This window comes from Cellvibrio sp. QJXJ (genome assembly GCF_024452345.1).
Lineage (GTDB): Bacteria > Pseudomonadota > Gammaproteobacteria > Pseudomonadales > Cellvibrionaceae > Cellvibrio.
Genome location: NZ_CP101662.1, coordinates 3,342,203 through 3,362,477, shown reverse-complemented (window position 1 = coordinate 3,362,477; position 20,275 = coordinate 3,342,203). Strand labels below are relative to the sequence as shown.

At 47.5% G+C, this 20,275-nt stretch carries 17 protein-coding genes; 4 read left to right on the top strand and 13 right to left on the bottom strand.

The features are described 5' to 3' along the window. The first annotated feature begins 30 nt into the window (after nt 1–30). Nucleotides 31–1,185 (top strand): NAD(P)/FAD-dependent oxidoreductase, encoded by a 1,155-nt coding sequence (locus NNX04_RS14585; RefSeq protein WP_261946242.1) that lies wholly within the window; start codon nt 31–33, stop codon nt 1,183–1,185. Between the two features lie 49 nt (nt 1,186–1,234). Further along, nucleotides 1,235–1,600, top strand: a complete 366-nt coding sequence (locus NNX04_RS14580) for a rhodanese-like domain-containing protein (protein ID WP_261946241.1) — start codon at nt 1,235–1,237, stop codon at nt 1,598–1,600. A 204-nt stretch (nt 1,601–1,804) separates the two neighbouring features. Here NNX04_RS14580 and NNX04_RS14575 read toward each other — a convergent pair whose 3' ends face one another. Continuing rightward, entirely contained in the window at nt 1,805–2,863 is a 1,059-nt protein-coding gene (locus tag NNX04_RS14575; RefSeq protein WP_261946240.1) for a hypothetical protein, read from the bottom strand. A gap of 41 nt (nt 2,864–2,904) precedes the next feature. Between NNX04_RS14575 and istA the strand changes: the two genes are divergently transcribed. Then, nucleotides 2,905–4,446 carry an IS21 family transposase gene (gene istA, locus NNX04_RS14570; RefSeq protein WP_261946239.1) on the top strand — a complete coding sequence of 514 codons (1,542 nt, stop codon included), beginning with the start codon at nt 2,905–2,907 and terminating at the stop codon, nt 4,444–4,446. Then, nucleotides 4,436–5,224, top strand: a complete 789-nt coding sequence (istB, locus tag NNX04_RS14565; protein ID WP_261946238.1) for an IS21-like element helper ATPase IstB — start codon at nt 4,436–4,438, stop codon at nt 5,222–5,224. The genes istA and istB overlap by 11 nt, the downstream gene beginning before the upstream one ends. Before the next feature lie 45 nt (nt 5,225–5,269). Here istB and NNX04_RS14560 read toward each other — a convergent pair whose 3' ends face one another. From NNX04_RS14560 to glmU, 12 genes are all read right to left on the bottom strand, one after another. Further along, nucleotides 5,270–6,436, bottom strand: coding sequence for a hypothetical protein (locus NNX04_RS14560; RefSeq protein WP_261946237.1), 1,167 nt, complete (start codon nt 6,434–6,436; stop codon nt 5,270–5,272). Continuing rightward, a complete protein-coding gene (locus tag NNX04_RS14555) occupies nt 6,414–7,271 on the bottom strand; it encodes a TnsA endonuclease C-terminal domain-containing protein (protein WP_261946236.1) in 858 nt (285 codons plus the stop codon). Before NNX04_RS14555 ends, NNX04_RS14560 begins: the two co-directional genes overlap by 23 nt. A gap of 143 nt (nt 7,272–7,414) precedes the next feature. Then, nucleotides 7,415–9,247: a glutamine--fructose-6-phosphate transaminase (isomerizing) gene (gene glmS / locus NNX04_RS14550; protein WP_261946235.1), complete on the bottom strand. Its 1,833-nt coding sequence runs from the start codon at nt 9,245–9,247 to the stop codon at nt 7,415–7,417. 37 nt (nt 9,248–9,284) lie between these two features. Next, on the bottom strand, nt 9,285–10,052 hold the full coding sequence (locus tag NNX04_RS14545) for a DeoR/GlpR family DNA-binding transcription regulator (RefSeq protein ID WP_151055277.1): 768 nt from the start codon (nt 10,050–10,052) through the stop codon (nt 9,285–9,287). Nucleotides 10,053–10,144: 92 nt separating this feature from the next. Next, nucleotides 10,145–11,374 (bottom strand): serine hydrolase domain-containing protein, encoded by a 1,230-nt coding sequence (locus NNX04_RS14540; protein WP_261946234.1) that lies wholly within the window; start codon nt 11,372–11,374, stop codon nt 10,145–10,147. A gap of 117 nt (nt 11,375–11,491) precedes the next feature. After that, a complete protein-coding gene (locus NNX04_RS14535) occupies nt 11,492–12,574 on the bottom strand; it encodes a helix-turn-helix domain-containing protein (protein WP_261946233.1) in 1,083 nt (360 codons plus the stop codon). A gap of 94 nt (nt 12,575–12,668) precedes the next feature. Further along, complete coding sequence (locus NNX04_RS14530) at nt 12,669–14,717, bottom strand: glycoside hydrolase family 9 protein (protein ID WP_261946232.1); 2,049 nt, start codon at nt 14,715–14,717, stop codon at nt 12,669–12,671. Nucleotides 14,718–14,905: 188 nt separating this feature from the next. Then, complete coding sequence (locus NNX04_RS14525; protein WP_261946231.1) at nt 14,906–15,928, bottom strand: DUF4405 domain-containing protein; 1,023 nt, start codon at nt 15,926–15,928, stop codon at nt 14,906–14,908. 88 nt (nt 15,929–16,016) lie between these two features. Continuing rightward, a complete protein-coding gene (locus tag NNX04_RS14520) occupies nt 16,017–16,520 on the bottom strand; it encodes a hypothetical protein (RefSeq protein ID WP_261946230.1) in 504 nt (167 codons plus the stop codon). Nucleotides 16,521–16,659: 139 nt separating this feature from the next. After that, on the bottom strand, nt 16,660–17,343 hold the full coding sequence (locus NNX04_RS14515; RefSeq protein WP_261946229.1) for a response regulator: 684 nt from the start codon (nt 17,341–17,343) through the stop codon (nt 16,660–16,662). Between the two features lie 30 nt (nt 17,344–17,373). After that, the gene (locus NNX04_RS14510; RefSeq protein WP_261946228.1) at nt 17,374–18,789 is read right to left on the bottom strand and encodes an ATP-binding protein; all 1,416 of its coding nucleotides are present in this window, start codon (nt 18,787–18,789) and stop codon (nt 17,374–17,376) included. Nucleotides 18,790–18,867: 78 nt separating this feature from the next. Then, a complete protein-coding gene (glmU, locus tag NNX04_RS14505; protein ID WP_261946227.1) occupies nt 18,868–20,226 on the bottom strand; it encodes a bifunctional UDP-N-acetylglucosamine diphosphorylase/glucosamine-1-phosphate N-acetyltransferase GlmU in 1,359 nt (452 codons plus the stop codon). Nucleotides 20,227–20,275: the final 49 nt, after the last annotated feature.

Here is a 20,275-nt window from a genome sequence, read left to right as displayed (position 1 = left end):
CATCACCAATTCAGTGTAAAAGGTAAGTATATGACTTCAGGAAAAACCATTCTGATACTCGGTGGTGGAATCGGCGGCATTGTTGCCGCTACTGAATTACGAAAAAAGTTATCCAGCCAACATCGCATCGTAGTAATCGAACGACTCGCCGACCATGTATTTCCACCATCGTTATTGTGGGTGGCATCGGGTGCTAGAGATGCAAAACAAATATCGAAACCGGTCAGTAGTCTTGCACGGAAAGGTATCGAGGTTATCCAGGGCACAATTGAAAAAATTGATGCGGAAAAGAAAGCAGTGATGGTTAACGGCCAGCAACTCCATGGTGACTATCTCATCATTGCCACAGGTGCAGAGCTTGCACCCGAAACCGTACCTGGATTAATGGCAGCGGGACATAATCTCTATTCACTAGAGGGCGCACAAGCCATTAGGAGTGCGAGCTTAAAACTCAACAAAGGCAAGGTTGTGGTTCTCGTGTGCTCGATGCCTTTTAAATGTCCCGCTGCACCCTACGAAGCGGCCATGTTGCTTGAATCCGATTTCCGCAAAAGGGGCTTGGCTAAAAATGTGAGCGTTGAGATCTATTCACCCGAACCTGGCCCGATGCCAGTTACCGGGCCGGAGGTCTCACAACAAGTTCGCACTATGGTTGAGAGCAAAGGCGTGACTTACTTTCCACAACATGCGGTAAAAGAAATCGACCCTGTAATGCGTGAAATACATTTTGCCAACGGTGACAAAACATCATTCGATTTATTAGTTTACATTCCTCCGCATCGCGCACCCACTGTTGTTCGTGAGGCAGGTCTTCTCGGTGAGAATGGTTGGATTCCTGTTGATCGCTTTAATCTGGCAACAAAGTATCAAGATGTGTACGCCATTGGTGACGTGGCAGGTATTCCGCTCAAAAATGGCAAGCCTTTGCCTAAGGCGGGCGTACTAGCCCACGGCCAAGCCGAAGTAGTTGCCAATAATATTGCAGTCGCTGTAAACGGCTCAGGTGATACAGAATCTTTCAACGGCCACGGTGAATGCTTTCTGGAAATCGGTGATGGTATGGCAGGCATGGGTAAAGGTAATTTCTATGCCGAACCTAATCCCGATATCAAGATGAAACCGCCTGGTCGATTGTTACATTTTGGCAAGATATTATTTGAGAAATACTGGCTGTATAGAATTTGAATAAAAGGGTTTTAAACGGCATCAAAGATGCCTAATTGAGTTACAGTTTATGGCTACCACACACCAAACACTTTGTATCCAGCCTTTAGAGCTTGAACGTCTAATTGCGCAGGATAAAAGATTAATGATCATTGACTTGCGTTCGATGGGGGAATATATCCACAACCATATTTCTAATGCTACTAACATGCCCTCGACAACGCGCCTTGTAAAGCATCTTGAAGATGTGGATCGTAGTCTAAATGTCGTAATAGTTTGCAGATTCGGAGATCAATCGGCTCTCTTGGTAAGCAAATTTTTAGCTTTGGGCTTTGAAAATGTATTTTTTCTTTTTGGCGGAATGTCGGCTTGGGAAGAATTGCACGTGACCTCTCGCATCATTCCTAGTGCTTCGAATACTTACCATTTGCATTAATGATAGTCGTCTGTTTTGGATTATTTGCATTTTTGGTGCGCAAGGTTGGAATTGAGTTGGCGTGATGAAAAATGGGTAGGTTTCAATATAAATCATCTCGTTAAGGGCATCATAAGACTGATCCAAAAATACAGGCAAACAAAATTCCCGGTGTTTTGCATCGGGCATTCAACATTGTCTATGCCCAAGAAATAAGTGAAACAATTATCCATTCGATTGTTTACCTACCTCCGCGTCCAGAGTTGTAGATTTAATTTTATCTACAGATCCATCGATTCCTTGTTTTACTTCACGGTATATCGGGATACTGATATCTTGCGTATCTAAAGTAACGACAAGTGCAAATGGAATTTTCGAGTCCGATAAATCATTATTTTTTATTTTACAATTTATATCTATCTCGATAAGGCTATCAGCAGTGAAAACACCCGCACGCTCACCATAAAAAACTTCATGCTGAACCGTTCCCTGCTTGATCATATTGCCATCATAATTTCTATTATGAGCGCCTAAGGTTTTATCGTGCAAATCGTCTACTATCGAAAACCAACATTTTGCCTCCCGATAATGCGCCCTCTGTGCAGTGATTGGTGAAAACCAAGCTAATGTCACAATTAATCTGCGATTCACAGTCTTTGAAGATAAAGAGGGCGGTAAAGCAAGTTGAAAACGGTGTTGTTCTCCACTTTTAATGTATCCTGAGCGAAGCAATGTCGCTTGGTGATCTTCACAGCCAAATAATCTCTCTGGGCTTACAGCACCATAACCAACAAAGCGGGATAGGTTAGCCCTCCAACGAGACTCTTTTGGATTATCACAAATTACATCCTTAAGAATTTCAAAAGCATCACTCGGTTGAGCCCCGTGACATATCAATGCTTTTAATAAAACTGCTTCTATTTTTTTGTTCAGTTCATTACCACGAGGAGCAACCTCTAAATCGTCCAAGGTTTCTGTTAGCTGCCCGAGTTTTCGTGTTGCCAACGCCGTCGCATTACTGGTCCCTGCAGTATACACATATGTATTCACTTTACCGGGAACATTACCTGGTGCAGCCGTAAGCAGCCCTGGAGGGAGGGGTGAAAATGTAGGGGATAGAATTACGTTACGTGTATCAAATAACTTATTCCGATTCTGGTAAGTTTGCCTACCACCAGGCATAAGAATTTCAGGCTTTATTGACCGCATCTTTCCCCATGACTGTTGATTTGCGTTTAAAACTGACCCACTAAACCCGCATATTTGCGTCGAAAATTGACCCACGTAACCGACTATCCTGCTTGTTTTTTGAGCGGGAGATAGGAGTGATTAACGTGGCCATTTTGAGCAAGATCAGACGTTGGTATTTCCGTGACAAACTCTCGTTACGGGAGATTGCACGACGTACCGGATTTTCCCGCAACACCGTTCGCCGCTACCTGCGCAATGAGATCAGCGAACCGGTTTATCCCAAGCGACAAACACCCAGTAAGCTTGATGCCTTTGCCGATAAGTTGCGGCAGTGGTTGGTCGATGCTGCACGCACCTCCCGCAAGCAGCGTCGTTCACTCAAACAGATGCACGCTGATTTACGTGCGTTGGGGTTTGAAGGCTCCTATGATCGCGTTGCTGTCTTTGCCCGCGATTGGCGCCGCCAGCAGTTGGAATCGAGTAAAGGTGCGAGCAAGCACACCTATATCCCATTGCAATTCAAACCCGGTGAAGCATTCCAGTTTGATTGGAGTGAAGACTGGGCGGTAATTGCGGGCGAACGGGTAAAGCTGCAAGTCGCTCACTTCAAATTGAGTTACAGCCGAGCTTTCTTTGTCCGCGCTTATTTGCTGCAAACCCACGAGATGTTGTTCGATGCGCACCATCATGCCTTTATGGCTTGGGGTGGCATTCCGCAACGCGGGATTTACGACAACATGAAGACGGCTGTCGATAAGGTAAAACGTGGCAAGCAGCGTGATGTGAATGCGCGCTTTGCAGCGATGGTGAGTCACTACTTATTTGATGCAGAGTTCTGCAATCCTGCTGCGGGTTGGGAGAAGGGTCAGGTCGAGAAGAACGTGCAGGATGCGCGAAGAAGGCTTTGGCAACAGGTGCCCGCCCAACCTTCATTGATTGCTTTGAATGACTGGTTACACGAGCGCTGCGTTCAACTCTGGAGTGAATCCACCCATCCCACTGAAGCATTAACCATTCAAGCGGCATTGGATCATGAGCGATCTTTCCTGATGCCGGTGGGGCAACCGTTCGATGGTTTTGTCGAGCAGCCCAAGCGCGTATCGCCCACCTGTTTAATCACCTTCGAACGCACGCGTTACAGCGTACCGTCTTCCTTCGCTAATCGACCGGTGAGTTTGCATACCTATCATGATCACCTGGAGGTGATTGCGGAAGGCAATATCATCGCGGTGCATACCCGCGTGTTTAACCGCAGGCATGAGCAGGTAACGACAGTGTATGACTGGCGACATTACCTCTCGGTGTTGCAGCGCAAACCCGGAGCCATTCGCAACGGTGCTCCCTTCGCAGAATTGCCCAAAGCCTTTCAATCACTGCAAACCATTTTGTTAAAGCGTGTCGGTGGTGACCGCGAGATGGTGGATATTCTTGCACTCGTGCTGCTGCACGATGAGCAAGATGTTCTCACCGCTGTAGAACTTGCATTGGAAACCGGTTCACCCTCCAAACAAATCGTGATCAATATCCTGAGTCGATTAGTAGAGGGAACACCCATCCCACCGATTGAAGTACCGCCTGCATTAGCACTGAGAGTGGAACCACTGGCTAACGTCACTCGCTACGATAACCTGCGCGCTCAAACCATCAGTACTCAAGGAGGACACCATGCACACTAATCCCATGATCCCCGCACTGAAGTCACTCAAACTCTACGGCATGGCCCATGCACTGAACGATCTTGCTGAACAGGATTCACCAGCATTCCAGGCGAGCACCGGCATCCTTGATCATTTACTCAAAGCAGAACTGGCCGAGCGCGAAGTACGTTCGGTGGCTTATCAACTGAAGACTGCCAAATTCCCAGCGTACCGGGATCTGAGTGGCTTTGATTTTACGAGCAGCATGGCCAATGAAGCATTGATCCGGCAATTGTGTGCCGGTGACTTTATGGATAACGCGCAGAATGTCGTGTTTGTCGGTGGCCCTGGAACGGGCAAAACCCACCTTGCCAGTGCCATCGGCATTCAAGCGATTGAGCAACTACATCGCCGCGTTCGTTTCTTCTCGACCATTGAATTGGTGAATGCATTAGAGAAGGAAAAACAGCAAGGCAAAGCCGGACAAATTGCATCACGTTTAATGCATACCGATTTAGTGATTCTGGATGAGATGGGCTATTTACCCCTCAGTCAAACTGGTGGGGCTTTGTTGTTCCACTTAATGAGCAAGTTGTATGAACGCACCAGCATGATCATCACCACCAACCTCAGCTTTGCTGAATGGTCGAATGTATTTGGTGATGCAAAGATGACTACAGCGTTATTGGATCGAGTCACCCATCATTGCCATATTGTTGAAACCGGCAATGATAGCTATCGTTTCAAAGAGAGTTCAGCACAACCGAAAAAGGAGAAAAAGACGACAACTTATCCACAACCCAAACCTGTAAAATAAACCATTAAGGGTGGGTCAAAATTCAACGCAAAAGGTGGGTCAGTTTTAAACGCAAATCAACAATAATGCCTCGGAAAGCACTTCTACTGCTTTTCCTATTAGCTCACCTTTATCCCCAAGAATAGCTTCAGGCTTACCAATGACTGGCCATTCGTCTTGATTAATAGTAATACCGTAACTTGCGCAATATCGCACCTTGTCGAACATGGTGTTTGCCAACGCAAACATTGCACTTACCCATGATGGCCCCTCCAATCCTACGTGCACACCAGTAATCATTCGGCTGAATACATCGATCACGATATAAATTACTGGGCGACCAACAATAACGCTTCGAGTCTCCTCATCAATCAGATAAACATCGCCAATCGTTGCATCGATCTGGTATAGGCTGCCAGGTCCCATTGCACCTGCCGTCGATGACCCCAGGACAGGACGGTAGTCCTTCTGGTAAATAATCTCGCCGAGTCGTTTTTTAATTTTTTCAGTGTCTGTCACTTCCTTTTGGAGGAAGTAATAAAATTGTTCATAGGTTGGAGCCTCGGCTAACTGCTCTTCGTTGTTTTTCTTAGAGCTATCAAACCCAAGCAGAAACAACGCCCTGCGGTATACGAACCGAACCGTATTTTCGTCTTTTGTTAAGTAGTACACTTTGATAACGGTACGAAATATTTTTTCTATTTCTGCTGTGATATTGGTGCCGGTACCTAGCGCTACTTTGCGAGGACGCCCACGCTTTTTATCGGTGATGGCTTTGGGTTTATTCGGACTCCCTTTATTCGTTGTATCCGGATACAGCGCATTTGGACTCTTACCACGTTGCCAATATTCTCTCAGTTTTCTGTATACCAAAGCTTTAGTGGTCTCATGCTTCACAACCATCGCCTGGATCATCTTGCCACGCGAACCGCGTTCATAAATGGCAGGCTCGTTAGTAACGTAAGGCCCCACCATTTCCCACGCCTTTTTTTGGATGTCTTTTGCCCATTGAGATTGCTTGGTTGGGTTCAAGATGAATAATTCGAAAGGATCGTCGATCCAGCGCATCTCTTGATTAGCAAGGTGTTCAATCAAAACAGCACGCTCGACCTGCTGAGGTAGGGCGTTTTCAGCATCTACATTTATCCAGTAAATCGTCTTCGGTTCGCCCCATAAAATGCGGTAGCGGTGACCAGCGAACTCATAGACATCATTCACCAACAGCATATTCATAATCCTGTTCGAGCCAAAAATGCGAAGGTGCAAGGTCTCTTGCCCTTAAGTTCACAATTGTTAACGCTTCGATATCAAAGTAGAACGCCCGCTGGGCAAGGAACTGTCTTAGTAAAGCCAGATGGGTACCTGGGTCGATGTTATATTCATCATCTAAGCGGGTGGTTATAGCGGTAACTTTTTGCGAGGGTGACTGATTAATTGCGGCGAGCAATACCCTAAAATATTCTTGTTGTTGCTCGGGGGTACTTAAATCAAAGTGATTCATGTAGGGATGAAACCACTTTACATTCTTTTGAAGTAAGGCTGGAATTTCCAGCTCAGTTACCAGGTTAAATTGTATGCCCTTGGACGACCAGTAGCGACGTTCCAATTCCATCTTTTCCAGTACGCGCGGATTATCAAGTTCTTCGACGTATTTTGCGGATATTGCCCTGCGAATAGTTTTATCTTGGATATTCAGATCAACCAGAAAGTCTGTGGTAAGGACTTCGTCTGTACCTTGATAGCTCAGATGAGCTATCCCCATCTCACGTGCAATAGCTTGTGATTCCTCAAGAGGCACCGGAAATTGTTCGCGGATATCGGTCACCTGCGAATCCCAATCCAGCATTAGCAATACATGGTATTCAAGGTCGGATAGCAACTGGTGAACGCGACCCACCGTAACGCTGGGCGAGCGATTATACCTTCCCCTGGAGTTCACATCCCTAACAGTCAAATAGGGTTTATAGGATCTTCCGGCGCCTGAACCAGCGCCGTTAGCTAAACGCGAAGCTATCTGCCTTTCCGCTTTAGCCTTGATTCCCTTAGTTTTTTCGGGATTCTTGGACATAAAAAACCCAGTGGCAACCTATTTTGATCAAATATAGGTCACTACTGGGTTAGTATCACTAATTATTTTAAAGTATCGCCATTTATTTTAAAGTATCACTAATTATTTTAAACAGACAACAGGGATACTTCCCGACAAAATTTTTATTCTACGGTTACCGACTTCGCCAAATTCCTCGGCTGATCCACATCGGTTCCCTTAATAATCGCCACGTAATAACTTAATAATTGCAGCGGCAATGTATAAAGAATCGGTGCTAACCAGGGGTGGATATGCGGTACGTTGATGACACGCATGGTGGCGTCGGATTCAAATTTTGCATCTTCATCCGCAAACACATACAAGATGCCGCCGCGTGCGCGCACTTCTTCCACGTTGGATTTTAATTTTTCCAACAAGTCGTTATTGGGTGCTACCACGATGATTGGCATATGGGCGTCGATCAATGCCAATGGACCGTGTTTTAATTCGCCAGCCGCGTAGGCTTCGGCATGAATGTAGGAAATTTCTTTTAATTTTAGCGCGCCTTCCATCGCGATAGGATATTGATCGCCGCGGCCTAAAAATAGCGCATGGTGTTTATCGGCAAACTCTTCGGCAAGGGCTTCAATTTTTGGTGCGAGCGCTAATGACTCTTCCAATTTTGCAGGGAGATTTTTTAACGCGCTGACCATTTCTTTTTGTTGTTCGGAAGAGAGGCCGTTGTATTTGCCAATGGCCAATACCAGCATCGCCAAGCCAACCAATTGGGTGGTGAAAGCTTTAGTGGATGCCACACCAATTTCGGCACCGGCACGCGTCATAAACGCTAAATCCGATTCGCGTACCAGTGATGAACCGGCCACGTTGCAAATACTCAAGCTGCCTAAATAACCGAGTTCTTTTGCCAAGCGCAAAGCGGCAAGCGTGTCTGCGGTTTCACCGGACTGGCTGATGGTGACAACCATGCTGTTAGGTTGTACAAAGGATTTACGGTAGCGAAATTCGCTGGCGATTTCGACATTACAAGAAATACCGGAAAAAGTTTCCAACCAATAGCGTGCAACCATCGCCGAGTGATAGCTGGTGCCGCAGGCGACGATTTGAATGTGTTTTACTTTTTTAAATAATTCAGCCGCGCCGTTGCCAAAGGTTTCATCCATTACTGATTCATTACTCAAACGACCTTCGAGTGTATTCATCACTGCGTTAGGCTGTTCGTAAATTTCCTTGAGCATAAAGTGACGGTATTGGCCTTTATCGCCGGCGTCGTAACTGGCGGTGGATTCGTGAATTTGACGCTCCACCGCTTGGCCGTCTTTATCAAAAATCTTAATCGTGGTGCGGGTGATTTCCGCTACATCGCCTTCTTCCAAAAAGATAAAGCGGCGAGTCACCGGCAAGAGTGCTAATTGATCGGACGCGATAAAGTTTTCACCGATGCCTAAACCAATTACTAAGGGGCTGCCGGAGCGGGCAACCACCAAACGCGATGCATCGTTTTTGTCCATCAAAACCGTGCCATAGGCGCCATGTAATTGTTTTACGGTTTTTTGCACCGCTGCTAATAAACTCTCGGAATTTTTTAATTCTTTTTGCACCAAGTGCGCGATCACTTCGGTGTCGGTATCAGACGTAAAAATATAACCTTCTTCTTGCAACAAACTGCGCAGCGAAGCATGGTTTTCAATAATGCCGTTGTGCACTACGGCGATGTGTTCTTTGGAAACGTGTGGGTGCGCGTTGCGCTCACTCGGTTCGCCGTGTGTCGCCCAGCGGGTGTGCGCGATACCGGTACCGCCCGGTGTTGGGCTGCTGTGTACCGCATCAGATAATTCTTTTACTTTTCCCAGACGACGCAGGCGCTGTAATTCGCCAGTGCTGTTTACCACGGCCACACCGGCGGAGTCATAACCGCGATACTCAAGGCGACGCAATCCTTCCACCAGAATATCCACTACATCACGTTGCGCTACTGCGCCGACAATTCCACACATAATTAACTCCTTAAGCTTTAGTAGTAGTAAAAATAATTTATGCCGATGCGCAAATCACTTGCACACCCTGTTGTTCAATTTTCTGTTTGTCTTTTGCGTCAATACCATCGTCAGTCACCAATACTTTTATCACCGACCAGGGCAATTCCAGATTGTGGATTTTGCGTCCGATCTTGTCAGACTCGGCCATCACAATTACTTCGCGCGCGACTTCGGCCATCACCCGGCTAAGGCTGTAAAGTTCATTGAAGGTGGTTGTGCCGCGCTCCAGATCCAAACCGTCAGCGCCGATAAAAAATTGGTCGAAGTTGTAGGAGCGCAAAATCTGCTCGGCGAGTTGGCCCTGGAAACCTTCGGATTTTGGATCCCAGGTACCGCCAGTCATCAAAATGGTGGGTTCGTTTTCCAGTTCGCGCAGGGCATTGGCGATACTGAGGGAGTTGGTCATTACCACCAGCCCCTGCTTGTGGGATAACTCCGGAAGTAGCGCCGAGGTGGTGGAGCTGCCGCTGTCGAGGATGATGCGGTTGTGGTCGCGGATCAGTTGCGCGGCGGCTTTGGCGATCGCTTGCTTACGAACCGAAACTTTTTCGATTGGATCGCTCATCAATTCTTGCGGCACCGGCACCGCGCCACCGTAACGACGTAACAGTAAACCATTGGATTCCAAGGCAGCTAAATCCTTGCGAATGGTGACTTCCGAGGTTGCAAACTGCTCCGCCAAGGCTTCAACACTGACCTCGCCACTGGCATTCAGCAGGTCAATAATCGCTCGACGGCGCTGCTGGGTGTTACGTTTTGTCATTTTTAGCTGGCCAATAAGTTTCGATATGAAAGTTATTGTAGCCTTTCGAAACTTATTGGCAAGGTTTATTTGGTTAAAAAAGCAACTTGGCGCTAGAAGAACAGGCGTGCCAAGGGCATGCCCACCTGCCCAAAATCCCAGAATTCTTCGACATTGGCGTTGATCATGACGGCAACCACCATATTTCGCTCCGGAATTACCATCAGCCAACTTTGGCTACCACGCGAAACACCGCCGTGATTGGCATTTTTGATGATCCCTTTGCCATCGTCATACTCTGCCCAACGCCAACCGAGCGCATACTTTTGCGGATTGATTGAGCCATCTGATAATGATTGGGGTTGCCAGAAAAGCTCGCGGGTTTTCGGTGCGATAAAGTCATCATTCAGCCAGGCTGATCCCAGCTTGGCCATATCGGAAGGTGTGGAGATGAATCCCCCGCCCGCGAGCCTATGGCTTAAATCGACCGTTTGCCACACGCGAAATGCGGGGTGTTTGCCATCTTTATTCCAGTAGAAGGTCGCCAGAGAATTGGGTTGCGAAAGCTCGTATTCAGCGGCGGTGGAATCCATGCCCAGCGGCGTAAAAATATGGTGACGCATGGCGCTAAGAAACGGCTCTTGCACAACAGCCTCAAGCACCACACTCTGCAATACCGTGTTGAAACTGGTGTAGTGGAATTGGCTGCCCGGTGTAAATAGCAGGTCGTTATCGTCAAACACTTCCAGCGATTCACGTACGGATGTGTAGCGTTTATCGAGCTTGAATAAATAATACATTCCCCACAGATCGCCATAGTTATCCAAATAATCCGGTAAGCCGCTGGAGTGGGATGCCAGTTGCCGCGGTGTAATTTTATTCCAGTGCGGATTGGGCAGATTAGGAGCGTAATGTGCGATGGGTTTATCCAATTCGATTTTTCCATCTTGAAACAATTTGGCGAGTAGCGTTGCCGTCACTGCTTTAGACGTGCTGCCAATCCGGAATTGTGTTCTATCGGTTGCAGGTATTTGTTGTTCGATATTTTCCCAACCCACTGCACCCGTCCAAACGATTTTTCCATCCACCGCGACTGCGGCGGAGATTGCCGGTGCGTGAATTTCTTCCCGATGTTGCGCCAATAATTGCAACGCGGCGGTGGCTTGCGGATGAGCAGAAAATGCCGTTGTTTGAGGATAAGCATCCGGTGCCGCTATATCGGCTGGGAACCACATAGGCACCTTGCCTTCATAGGCAAGGAATTGGTAAATCGGGGCGGCAAACCAAATAAATGCCATCGCACCGGCGAGCAGGCTGATTTTTTTGTAGGAAATATTGCGCATTGTTTTTCACCATCGTGTGTTTATCAAAAACACGCACTTTGGTGAAAGATTTGGAAATTGGCTTAGCAAAATCAAAAAAAGCTGATCAATTTTAAAATTGACCAGCAATATTCAATATTATTCAGGTGAATTCGACTGTTGCGCTGTAGTTCGATAAACCGTCGGCGTAGTGCCCACAATGTCTTTAAACGCTCGATTAAAAGAGGCGATGGAACCGAAACCTATATCCAGCGCAATCGTGAGTACCGGTAATGACGTTTCCACCAAGCGTTTGCTCGCCGCCTCGATTCGGTAGTGATTCAGGAACGCGTTGAAGTTGGTGTAACCCAGCGATTGGTTGATCAATTTACGCAAATGGTGATCTGGACATTCCAATTGTTCGGCTAATTTGCTGATGGTGAGATCGGGTTGTAAGTAACCTTCATCCTCAATAAAGCTATGCAATTTTTTAGCGAGCGCATTTTCTTGCGGGGTTAAACGTGAGTAGCGCGGTGCCTCCGGTATTGGATCTGATATGAATACTGATTCTGGTTTTATCGATAACTCATGAAAAAATATCAGCCCAGCCGTCACACTGGTTCCAATTAAACAAATAGATGCGTTCATCAGCATAAAAATCTGGTGGCGATTTAACCGGGTATTGCTGAGTTCGACCAGATCCAACATCAGAAAAAATAATCCCACCAGCAGCGCAAACCAGAAGCGCGCGACACGCCGCTGTTCCACCAAGTCATTGCGCCAGGTCAGCATCACGCTCGCCAAGAGATGCACAATAAACACCAACGCAATGACATGGCTAGCCATTTGAAGATAGCCACCACCGCCACGAATCAAGAAAACATAAATATAAAAACAGGCCAACAGCACCAAGGCTGCTTTTCCAAAAATTGGCCAGCGCTGTAAATTGAATTCGTCATCAAACAATTGTTTGCCATACAACCATAAAAAAACCGGCATGGTGTGGGTAAACATCAACAGAATGCTGCGAATAAATCCCTGTGGGCGCGGTGAGTAAGGCGCGGTCAGCAATAAATACGCAGCAACACCCAACGCCAACATCAACGGAATAATCTGCGCGCGAAAAGTAGATTGTGAGCGATAGGGTTTATAAAAAAGATACGCGATCAATAGCAGCAACTGACCTATACAGGCGTAGCGGATAAAAAAATCTATATGGGAGATAACACTGGTTTCTATCACATCAGCCCTGAGTAAAGAATCAAAATACCGGGCAGTGATTATGCGGGGAGTTGGAGGGCATTGGTATGCCCTCCGTAAACTGACAGGAGATTAATCAATTCACAAACTTGGACAACAAGCGGATATAAGCGACCTGATAGTCGTTATGGTTCTCGGTTATCTGCCATGAATTGAGTGGCCAGCTTGTATTAAAATCCAGATAGGCTTTCATCGCCGGTTGGCCTTTGGGTGGATTAGGCGCGGCGGCACCACAACCGCTATTCGGGCTATTTGAGGTGCAGTTGCCATCCCAGTCATAAGAAGGGTTGGGGCCGCCAACCAGAAAACCGGGCGCCGGGCCGTAAGTAGAGGTTCCCACACGATCCCAGAGTGCGCTGCCATCGGTAAACCAGGAATGGTAGAACTCGTTGACCGAGCTGTGCACACCCAGGCTGTACATGTTGGACAGGTAGACCATCGCTTGCGGGTTAACACCGTGGATGTAATTGAGATAACCAAGCGCAGCGTTGCGCACCTCCGCAACGTCTGTCCCACTAATGTTGTAATCGATCAAGTTATGAAAGGTCAGCCCTTTGCGCGAGATAGTGCGATTGCTGCCCCAAGTAAAGTTGCTGGTGCCAATAAAGGCGCGATAGGGATCATCCGCATTACGTACAGCTGGCCAGTTATGGTTGGCATTGAGTGCCGTTTGATACTGGCTTTTTATGGTGCTGGCGATATTACTGGTTGCATCGGGCAAACTGGCGTAATAGAGCCAGGCGGTTAACTCGGGTTCACTCCACACATCCACCCAACTGGTTGCATTCGTCGCATTGGCATCTACATGGTCGCGGTAGGTTGATGAACCCGTCGCAGCAAATAGGTAGATTGCCGCCGTGCGTTTTTTGGTCGCACGGCCCGTATCATCAACTTCTTGTTGACCCGCCCCCAAACCCGCCGATGCACCCTCGTTATTGCGGAAAACAACATTCGGGTTGGCAACCGACCAAGTCCAGGCATTTTCGGCGCGGGTTTTCAGGTCGGCCGCGTAGGTATTTAAATCAGCATTACCCAGCGTTGCCAGAATCTTACTGCCCAATGCAAACGCACCGGCGCTGGTGAGGGTGGCAGAAGTACTCGCCGGGCCGTAGTAACTGGGGCCAGTGGCGGCAGAGGGCGGACTGGCATGCGCAAGACCGAGAATCGACAATACAGAGCCATCGTTATTCTGCATTTTCTTGAGCCAATCGAAGCCCCATTTGATCTCGTCAATAATATCGGGCACGCCATTGCCGGATTCAGGGATGTTGTAATCGTCCGTCCAGATAGTCGGGTTTTCTGCGTAGGCGTGGAGCAGGGCGACCAGATAATAGGCGTGCCAGTTGGTGTACTTGTTGTAATCGCCCGCGTCGTACCAACCGCCGGATAAGTCTTTTTCAGTCGCGGCGTTATTTTTGTCGCTAAACAGGCGTGCGTTTTTATCTTGCCCCACACCTATGTGACTGGCTGTATCAGTCCATCCCGCCTCAGCGTAGGGTGCCAATTTGGCAAAACCGGCGCGCTGGTAAAAGAAGCTGCGCATGGCGTGTTTGAGCACCGGCTGGTATATATCGGCCGCGATTTTAAAACCGGGTGAGCGTACGTTTCTTTCAACATCAACCACCGCGTAATTACCGGGTGTGGTTACGCTGGAAAAATCAAACCACCAGGCTTTATCGCCTGCCGCTTCAAAAGTAGCACCGGATTTCCACGAAACGGCGGCACCACTCAATACCACCGCGTTCGTATCCAGATTCAGCAATTGATAAGTTGCGCCAGGGGTAAAGCTGAGGGCGGCATCGTAGCCAGTTTGTGGGTCGCGAATAACCGCGATTTTTTTCGCATCGGGCAGATAACCGAATTGATCGACCACGATAAAGGCGCTAATCGCCGGTGCACCGCTGGCAACCGAACTGGCGGCGCTCGACGCAACTGAACTGGCGATTGGGGTTGATGAGGCAGGGAGGGAAGAAACCGCAACAGACGAGGGTGCAACACTGCTGGCAGGTGCGACCGAGGAGGCAGGCGTGGATGCCGGGGCTGATCCACCGCCTCCGCCACCACCACCACAGGCAGTCATTAATCCACTTAATAAAAAGGTAAGTAATACTTTGGGAGTTTTCATATATCGCTCGTGTTTATTATTGATTTGGTGCGATATTAATCTCTTAACCGGTTACATTCATCAATTTGTTGGCGTCTTGGTAAATCTTTACGTTTCTCTAATTGATCTAATCCACAGCGTTTTGACTCATAAAAAACGAGGCACTTGGCCTCGTTTTTTGTCGTCGTCCACACACTATTTGATTGTTCTTATTCCACATTCGCCACGATAAATTCCAGAATCTGTTTGGCAGTGGTGACATTATCCAATTCGGTATAGAGCGAACCATCCCTTCCTGAATGATGGCCGTGGCCGACAAGGTTAAATAAATGCTGCCCCGGTTTTTGCGAATCAATAATCGACTCATAAATCAGCGAAGGCTGACCCGATGAACCCGTACCAGAATAAATTGCATCATCAGGAAAACGGGTTTTGCTGTAGTAGTCATTAAAATCATAGGTGCGATTAACCTCAACCATCAATTTGTAGCGCCCCATACGCGGTGCCGACAGAGTGACTTGATAATCCACCTTCGGTGTTGCAGCGGCGATGCCGTCCAAATCCGAATTGTGTTGGTCAGGGGTGTAAAGTCCGTCAACCGATTTAATGCCACGTTTATGGCTCCAGTAGGGCAAGGCCTCCGGGCGGCGCACTACATCAATCGCCGGATCTTTAGAACGATAACTGGAGTCAGATGTTTTGCCAGTGATGTACAGCGTATCGATATATTTGCCTTCCAGCGTTTCCATCCACACCACAATTTGCGGCGTGCTGGTGTAAGTCAAACTTAAAAACAACTCTTGCGGTGCAGAGTGATACTCACGGCCGGCTTTAAAAAACACATGCAACTTTGGCGAACTGGTATCGGCACTTAAATCGATGAGTGTGTATTCGCGTTTATCCGGCTCAGCAGATTTTTTCAGGTTGTAACCAAAGGTCGCAACCGATGAGACCGGCGGCAAATTAAAAATCAGCCCCATCACCAGCGGGACTATGCCCGCAATCGCCAAACCCATCGACCATTTTCCCGGACGTTTTTGTATATGATTTTTGTAAGTTTTTGCATTGTGTTTAATGTGCAACACAATGCAAACCAGAAATAGCACCGCGCCCCAGATATGCAGTGAGCCGACAAAATAATTGTAAGGTGTTGCGTACAAAAGTACGCCAGTAATCAGCAATACGGCAAAGGCGACCGATAGGGTAATGGTAGAAATAGTGCGCAAATTCATTTTTTTCTCACGAGTATTATTGTTGAAGCTCTGGATCCCGTCATAGTCGTCATTGCTATGACGGTTTTTCCTTGAGCGCTTTATTGGATCACGCGTTTAATGTTTGTTGCTGCAATTGCTCGCGCAGTTGCAGCAATTCATTATCAAAGGTCTTGCGGATTTCCTGCCGCAAGGATTCAGGCAGTGGTGATGTGGGAGCTTGCTGGTGTGATTGTGGTTGGCTGTATGAAAACGACATAAAGCCGAATTTTTTAGTTTTGGCCCATTCAGCAAATGAGTGTTTGAATTGCGCCAATTCTTCCGGCGTTAAGAGCGCGGCTAATTCTGCTTCTTTTTGCGCAAGAAATTCCGGAATTTTGTCGCTTTGGTTGGTGAAGTACAGCTTGGGTATTTCGCGGTATGAGTCGAGGATAGCCGACATCTTTTCGGCACGTTCAGTATCCAGATTTAATTCCGCTACAAAACGCTGATGGCCAGATGTCCAACCGCTATTGCTATTCCAGTTGGCCTCGCCGCTCCAATCTTTTGCACCAACAAACGATGCACAGGCGATACTGCCAACAATCAAACCGGCGATAATTAACTTTTTCATGACATTGTTCCTCTGTGGTTGTGGTCTACAGATGCCAATCTAGACCTCAAATGAGGAAGCAAAATGCGTGAATTGTGAATGAATTGTGTCTTTTGCGGGGGGGGGGGGGGGGGGGGGAACAGTGCGCTGGTTTGCCCGGCTAAGGTGCTTCGTATTTGTATCCAGCGCCATAAACTGAGCGGATCAACTCAACCTGATCGTTGGCATCGTTGAGTTTTTTGCGCAATTTTTTAATGTGCCCATCTACCGTGCGATCACCGACCACGCGGTAGTCCTGATAGATATTGTCGAGGATATATTGGCGGGAAAAAATCCTGCCGGGCTGGGAATAGAGCAGGGAAAACAATTGAAATTCCACGTTGGTCAACTCAACCACTTGATTGAAAACCCGCAGGCTCATGCTCTGCTCATCAATAACAACTGGCGCTGTTGCAGCAGATTCTTGTGGCGTGTGAAAGCTGCGGCGCAATACCGCTTTAACACGCGCTACTACTTCACGTGCACTAAATGGTTTGCACACATAATCGTCCGCACCCAATTCAAGCCCTAATAACCGGTCAATTTCTTCAACTTTGGCGGTCATCATAATAATGGGCACCGCCGAGTGTTGGCGCTGATGCTTACAAATTTCCAAACCATCCATACCGGGCAACATCAAATCCAACAAAATTAATGCCGGTTCGTTTTGCTGCAACCAACGATGCGCTTCATCGCCGCGATTAAATACAATCGTTTGGAAATTACTGGCATTGAGATAATCAGCCATCAATTTTGCCAAATCAACTTCATCTTCAACCAAACAAATCAACGGTGATGTTTGCATCTTTACATCCTTAATAAACGCGATGAATATTTATTGTTGGGCTTTGGGTAACTCGATGCAAATTTGCAATCCACCCAACGCCGAGGTGCCCGCAGTGATTTTGCCTTGGTGGGCACTGACGATATTTTTACAAATCGCCAACCCCAAACCCGCACCACCCGTTGCACGGCTGCGCGAGTTTTCCAAACGGAAAAGTCGCTCAAAAATTTTATCCTGTTGCTCGGGAGCAACACCCGGTGGACTGTCATCAATGGTTATGACAATATGCGTATCACCTGTGTTGATACCCACTTGAATCTCACCACCAGCATCGGTGTAACGAATGGAGTTTTCCAACAGGTTGCTGAATAACTGTTGCAGTCGGTCGCTATCAGCGACTATTGAGTAGTCCTGAGTTACATCGATATTATCTTTTAACGTTAAATCCGCCGCTTGCGCTTTCACTTGAAAATGTTGAACGCAGGTTTTGACCAAAGGTACGAGAGAAATAGTTTTTTTGTTGTAGCTAAGTGCGCCCACGTCAGACAACGACAGTTCAAATAAATCATCGATCAAATTGCTCAAGCCCAAAACCTTGTCATACAGCAACGCCAGATTTTCATGATTGGCAGGTCTAATACCATCTTGCATGGCTTCAATTTGTACTTTCAATACGGAGAGCGGTGTGCGCATTTCATGGGAAATATCGGCAACCCAAAGTGCACGCGATTGTTGGTTTGCCGCCAGCGCTTCACTGAGCTGATTAAAACTATTGCAGAGTTGGCCGATTTCATCCTGGCTAGTAACCGGAATCGTTTGCGAATAATCGCCAGACGCCAATGCATGGGCTTTTTGAGCGAGGGTAGTCAACGGCTGGCTGATTCGTCGCGCCAGTAGGGTTGCAACAATCGTCGCAATCACCAATACAAATAAACTGATGATGCTGAAAATTTTAAATTGGTGCTGGATAAAATTTTGGTCTTGCTGCCTACTCACAACAGTGGGTTTTACAAAGCCGATAAAACCAACCAGCTGGGTTGCATTGGTCACTGGAATCCAATCCAATGTTTGGTTGGGTTTGTTAACACCCAGCAATAGTTTTTTATCCGCGTCATGCAAACTGATACTGCTGACAAACTCACGGTAATAGGCGCGTGGCGCATTTTCCCCAGCGCGTTGCGCTGGCGGCAGGCCATCAAACAGGGAATCGCTTTCTGCAAAAATAATTTCTTTTAAATTGAGCCAGCGCGATGGATTGGCCTCAAGTGCATCAAAGGAACCTTCTTCGCGATAAACATTTGAAAGTGCACTGCGCAATATTTCTAACCGTTGCACAGATTGCTTTGAGGTGTAATCCAAAAATCCTTGGCGCAAACTGTTATGCAGCAACAGATAAAGCGCCAATACACATAGAGCTATGGTGCCGACAAATGCTAGCCAAAGTTTGGTACTTACTCTCATGTGCATGCGGCTCTCCATAAAAACACGAGATAGATTCCATAAAAAACGAGGCACTTGGCCTCGTTTCATTTTTCATCTTTTGATTTATTTTTTTGTTGGACGTTCCCAACCCTGAATATTGCGCTGCTTGCTGCGTGCAATTGCCAGTTCTCTATCTTCAACATCTTTGGTGATAATCGAACCCGCCCCTACAGTGGCGCCCGCACCAATTTTTACCGGTGCGACCAATGCCGAATTGGAACCGATAAACGCGTTGTCGCCAATTTCGGTTTTAAATTTATTTACGCCGTCGTAATTACAGGTGATAGTTCCAGCACCCACATTCACCTTACTGCCGACTTTGGCATCGCCAATATAACTCAGGTGATTCACTTTACTGCCCTTGGCGATCACGGCTTTTTTAGTCTCGACAAAATTGCCAATTTTAACTTCATCGGCCAGATCAGTGCCTGGGCGCAAACGCGCGTAAGGGCCGATATCACAGTTAGCGGCCATCACCGCTTCTTCAATATGGCTGAAGGCTTTGATGTGAGTTCCCGCACCAATTTTGCTATTGATAATCACGCAGTTAGGCTCAATGACTACACCATCACCCAAGACAACATCGCCTTCAAACACGCAATTCACGTCGATAACCACATCTCGGCCTGCGGTTAGGTTGCCGCGAATATCAATGCGCGATGGATCGAGTAGAGTCACACCCGCTACCATCAACTCATTGGCTTTTTGTTTTTGATAAAAGCGCTCAAGTGCCGCCTGTTGTTGACGATTATTTATACCTTCAACTTCTTCAACCGCATTGGGTTGTTCAACATGGATCGCGATGCCATCGGCTTTCGCCATGGCAATAATATCGGTCAGGTAAAATTCGCCTTGGGCATTATTGTTTTTTAATTGCGGTAACCATTTTTGTAGGTGTACTGCTTTGACGGCCATGATGCCGGTATTGATCTCGGCGATTTTTTTCTGCGCGTCGCTCGCATCTTTGTGCTCGACAATCGCAATCACTGCGCCGGAATTATCGCGCACAATTCGACCGTAGCCGGTTGGATCTTGCATATTCACGGTGAGCAAACCCATTTGGGTTTCGTCCACACCGGCGATTAATTTTTGCAGGGTTTCCGCGCGTGTCAGCGGCACATCGCCGTAGAGGATTAATACGGTTGCATCATTTCTAAGGTGGGGCAGTGCTTGTTGTACCGCGTGGCCAGTGCCGAGTTGCTGGGCTTGCAGGACAAATTTCACATCGGGCGCTGCCATTTTTTCTTCGACTTTTTCCGCACCGTGGCCAACGATAATCAGAATTTGCTCGCCGCCCACCTGACGCGCGGTATCAACCACATGTTGCACCAAGGCTCTGCCGCCAATCGGGTGCAACACTTTGGGCAAATCGGAGCGCATGCGGGTACCTTTACCGGCAGCGAGAATGAGAATATCGAGCATGGTGGAGTCCTTTAGCGTGAATAACCAATCGAGTCTGTAGGGAGGGAAA

Bases quoted from the DNA above. Each gene is read 5' to 3' on its own strand.
- NNX04_RS14585 (WP_261946242.1), top strand. From the start codon at position 31: ATGACTTCAGGAAAAACCATTCTGATACTCGGTGGTGGAATCGGCGGC.
- NNX04_RS14580 (WP_261946241.1), top strand. From the start codon at position 1,235: ATGGCTACCACACACCAAACACTTTGTATCCAGCCTTTAGAGCTTGAA.
- istB (WP_261946238.1), top strand. From the start codon at position 4,436: ATGCACACTAATCCCATGATCCCCGCACTGAAGTCACTCAAACTCTAC.
- NNX04_RS14560 (WP_261946237.1), bottom strand. From the start codon at position 6,436: ATGAATATGCTGTTGGTGAATGATGTCTATGAGTTCGCTGGTCACCGC.
- NNX04_RS14555 (WP_261946236.1), bottom strand. From the start codon at position 7,271: ATGTCCAAGAATCCCGAAAAAACTAAGGGAATCAAGGCTAAAGCGGAA.
- glmS (WP_261946235.1), bottom strand. From the start codon at position 9,247: ATGTGTGGAATTGTCGGCGCAGTAGCGCAACGTGATGTAGTGGATATT.
- NNX04_RS14545 (WP_151055277.1), bottom strand. From the start codon at position 10,052: ATGACAAAACGTAACACCCAGCAGCGCCGTCGAGCGATTATTGACCTG.
- NNX04_RS14540 (WP_261946234.1), bottom strand. From the start codon at position 11,374: ATGCGCAATATTTCCTACAAAAAAATCAGCCTGCTCGCCGGTGCGATG.
- NNX04_RS14530 (WP_261946232.1), bottom strand. From the start codon at position 14,717: ATGAAAACTCCCAAAGTATTACTTACCTTTTTATTAAGTGGATTAATG.
- NNX04_RS14525 (WP_261946231.1), bottom strand. From the start codon at position 15,928: ATGAATTTGCGCACTATTTCTACCATTACCCTATCGGTCGCCTTTGCC.
- NNX04_RS14520 (WP_261946230.1), bottom strand. From the start codon at position 16,520: ATGAAAAAGTTAATTATCGCCGGTTTGATTGTTGGCAGTATCGCCTGT.
- NNX04_RS14515 (WP_261946229.1), bottom strand. From the start codon at position 17,343: ATGCAAACATCACCGTTGATTTGTTTGGTTGAAGATGAAGTTGATTTG.
- NNX04_RS14510 (WP_261946228.1), bottom strand. From the start codon at position 18,789: ATGCACATGAGAGTAAGTACCAAACTTTGGCTAGCATTTGTCGGCACC.
- glmU (WP_261946227.1), bottom strand. From the start codon at position 20,226: ATGCTCGATATTCTCATTCTCGCTGCCGGTAAAGGTACCCGCATGCGC.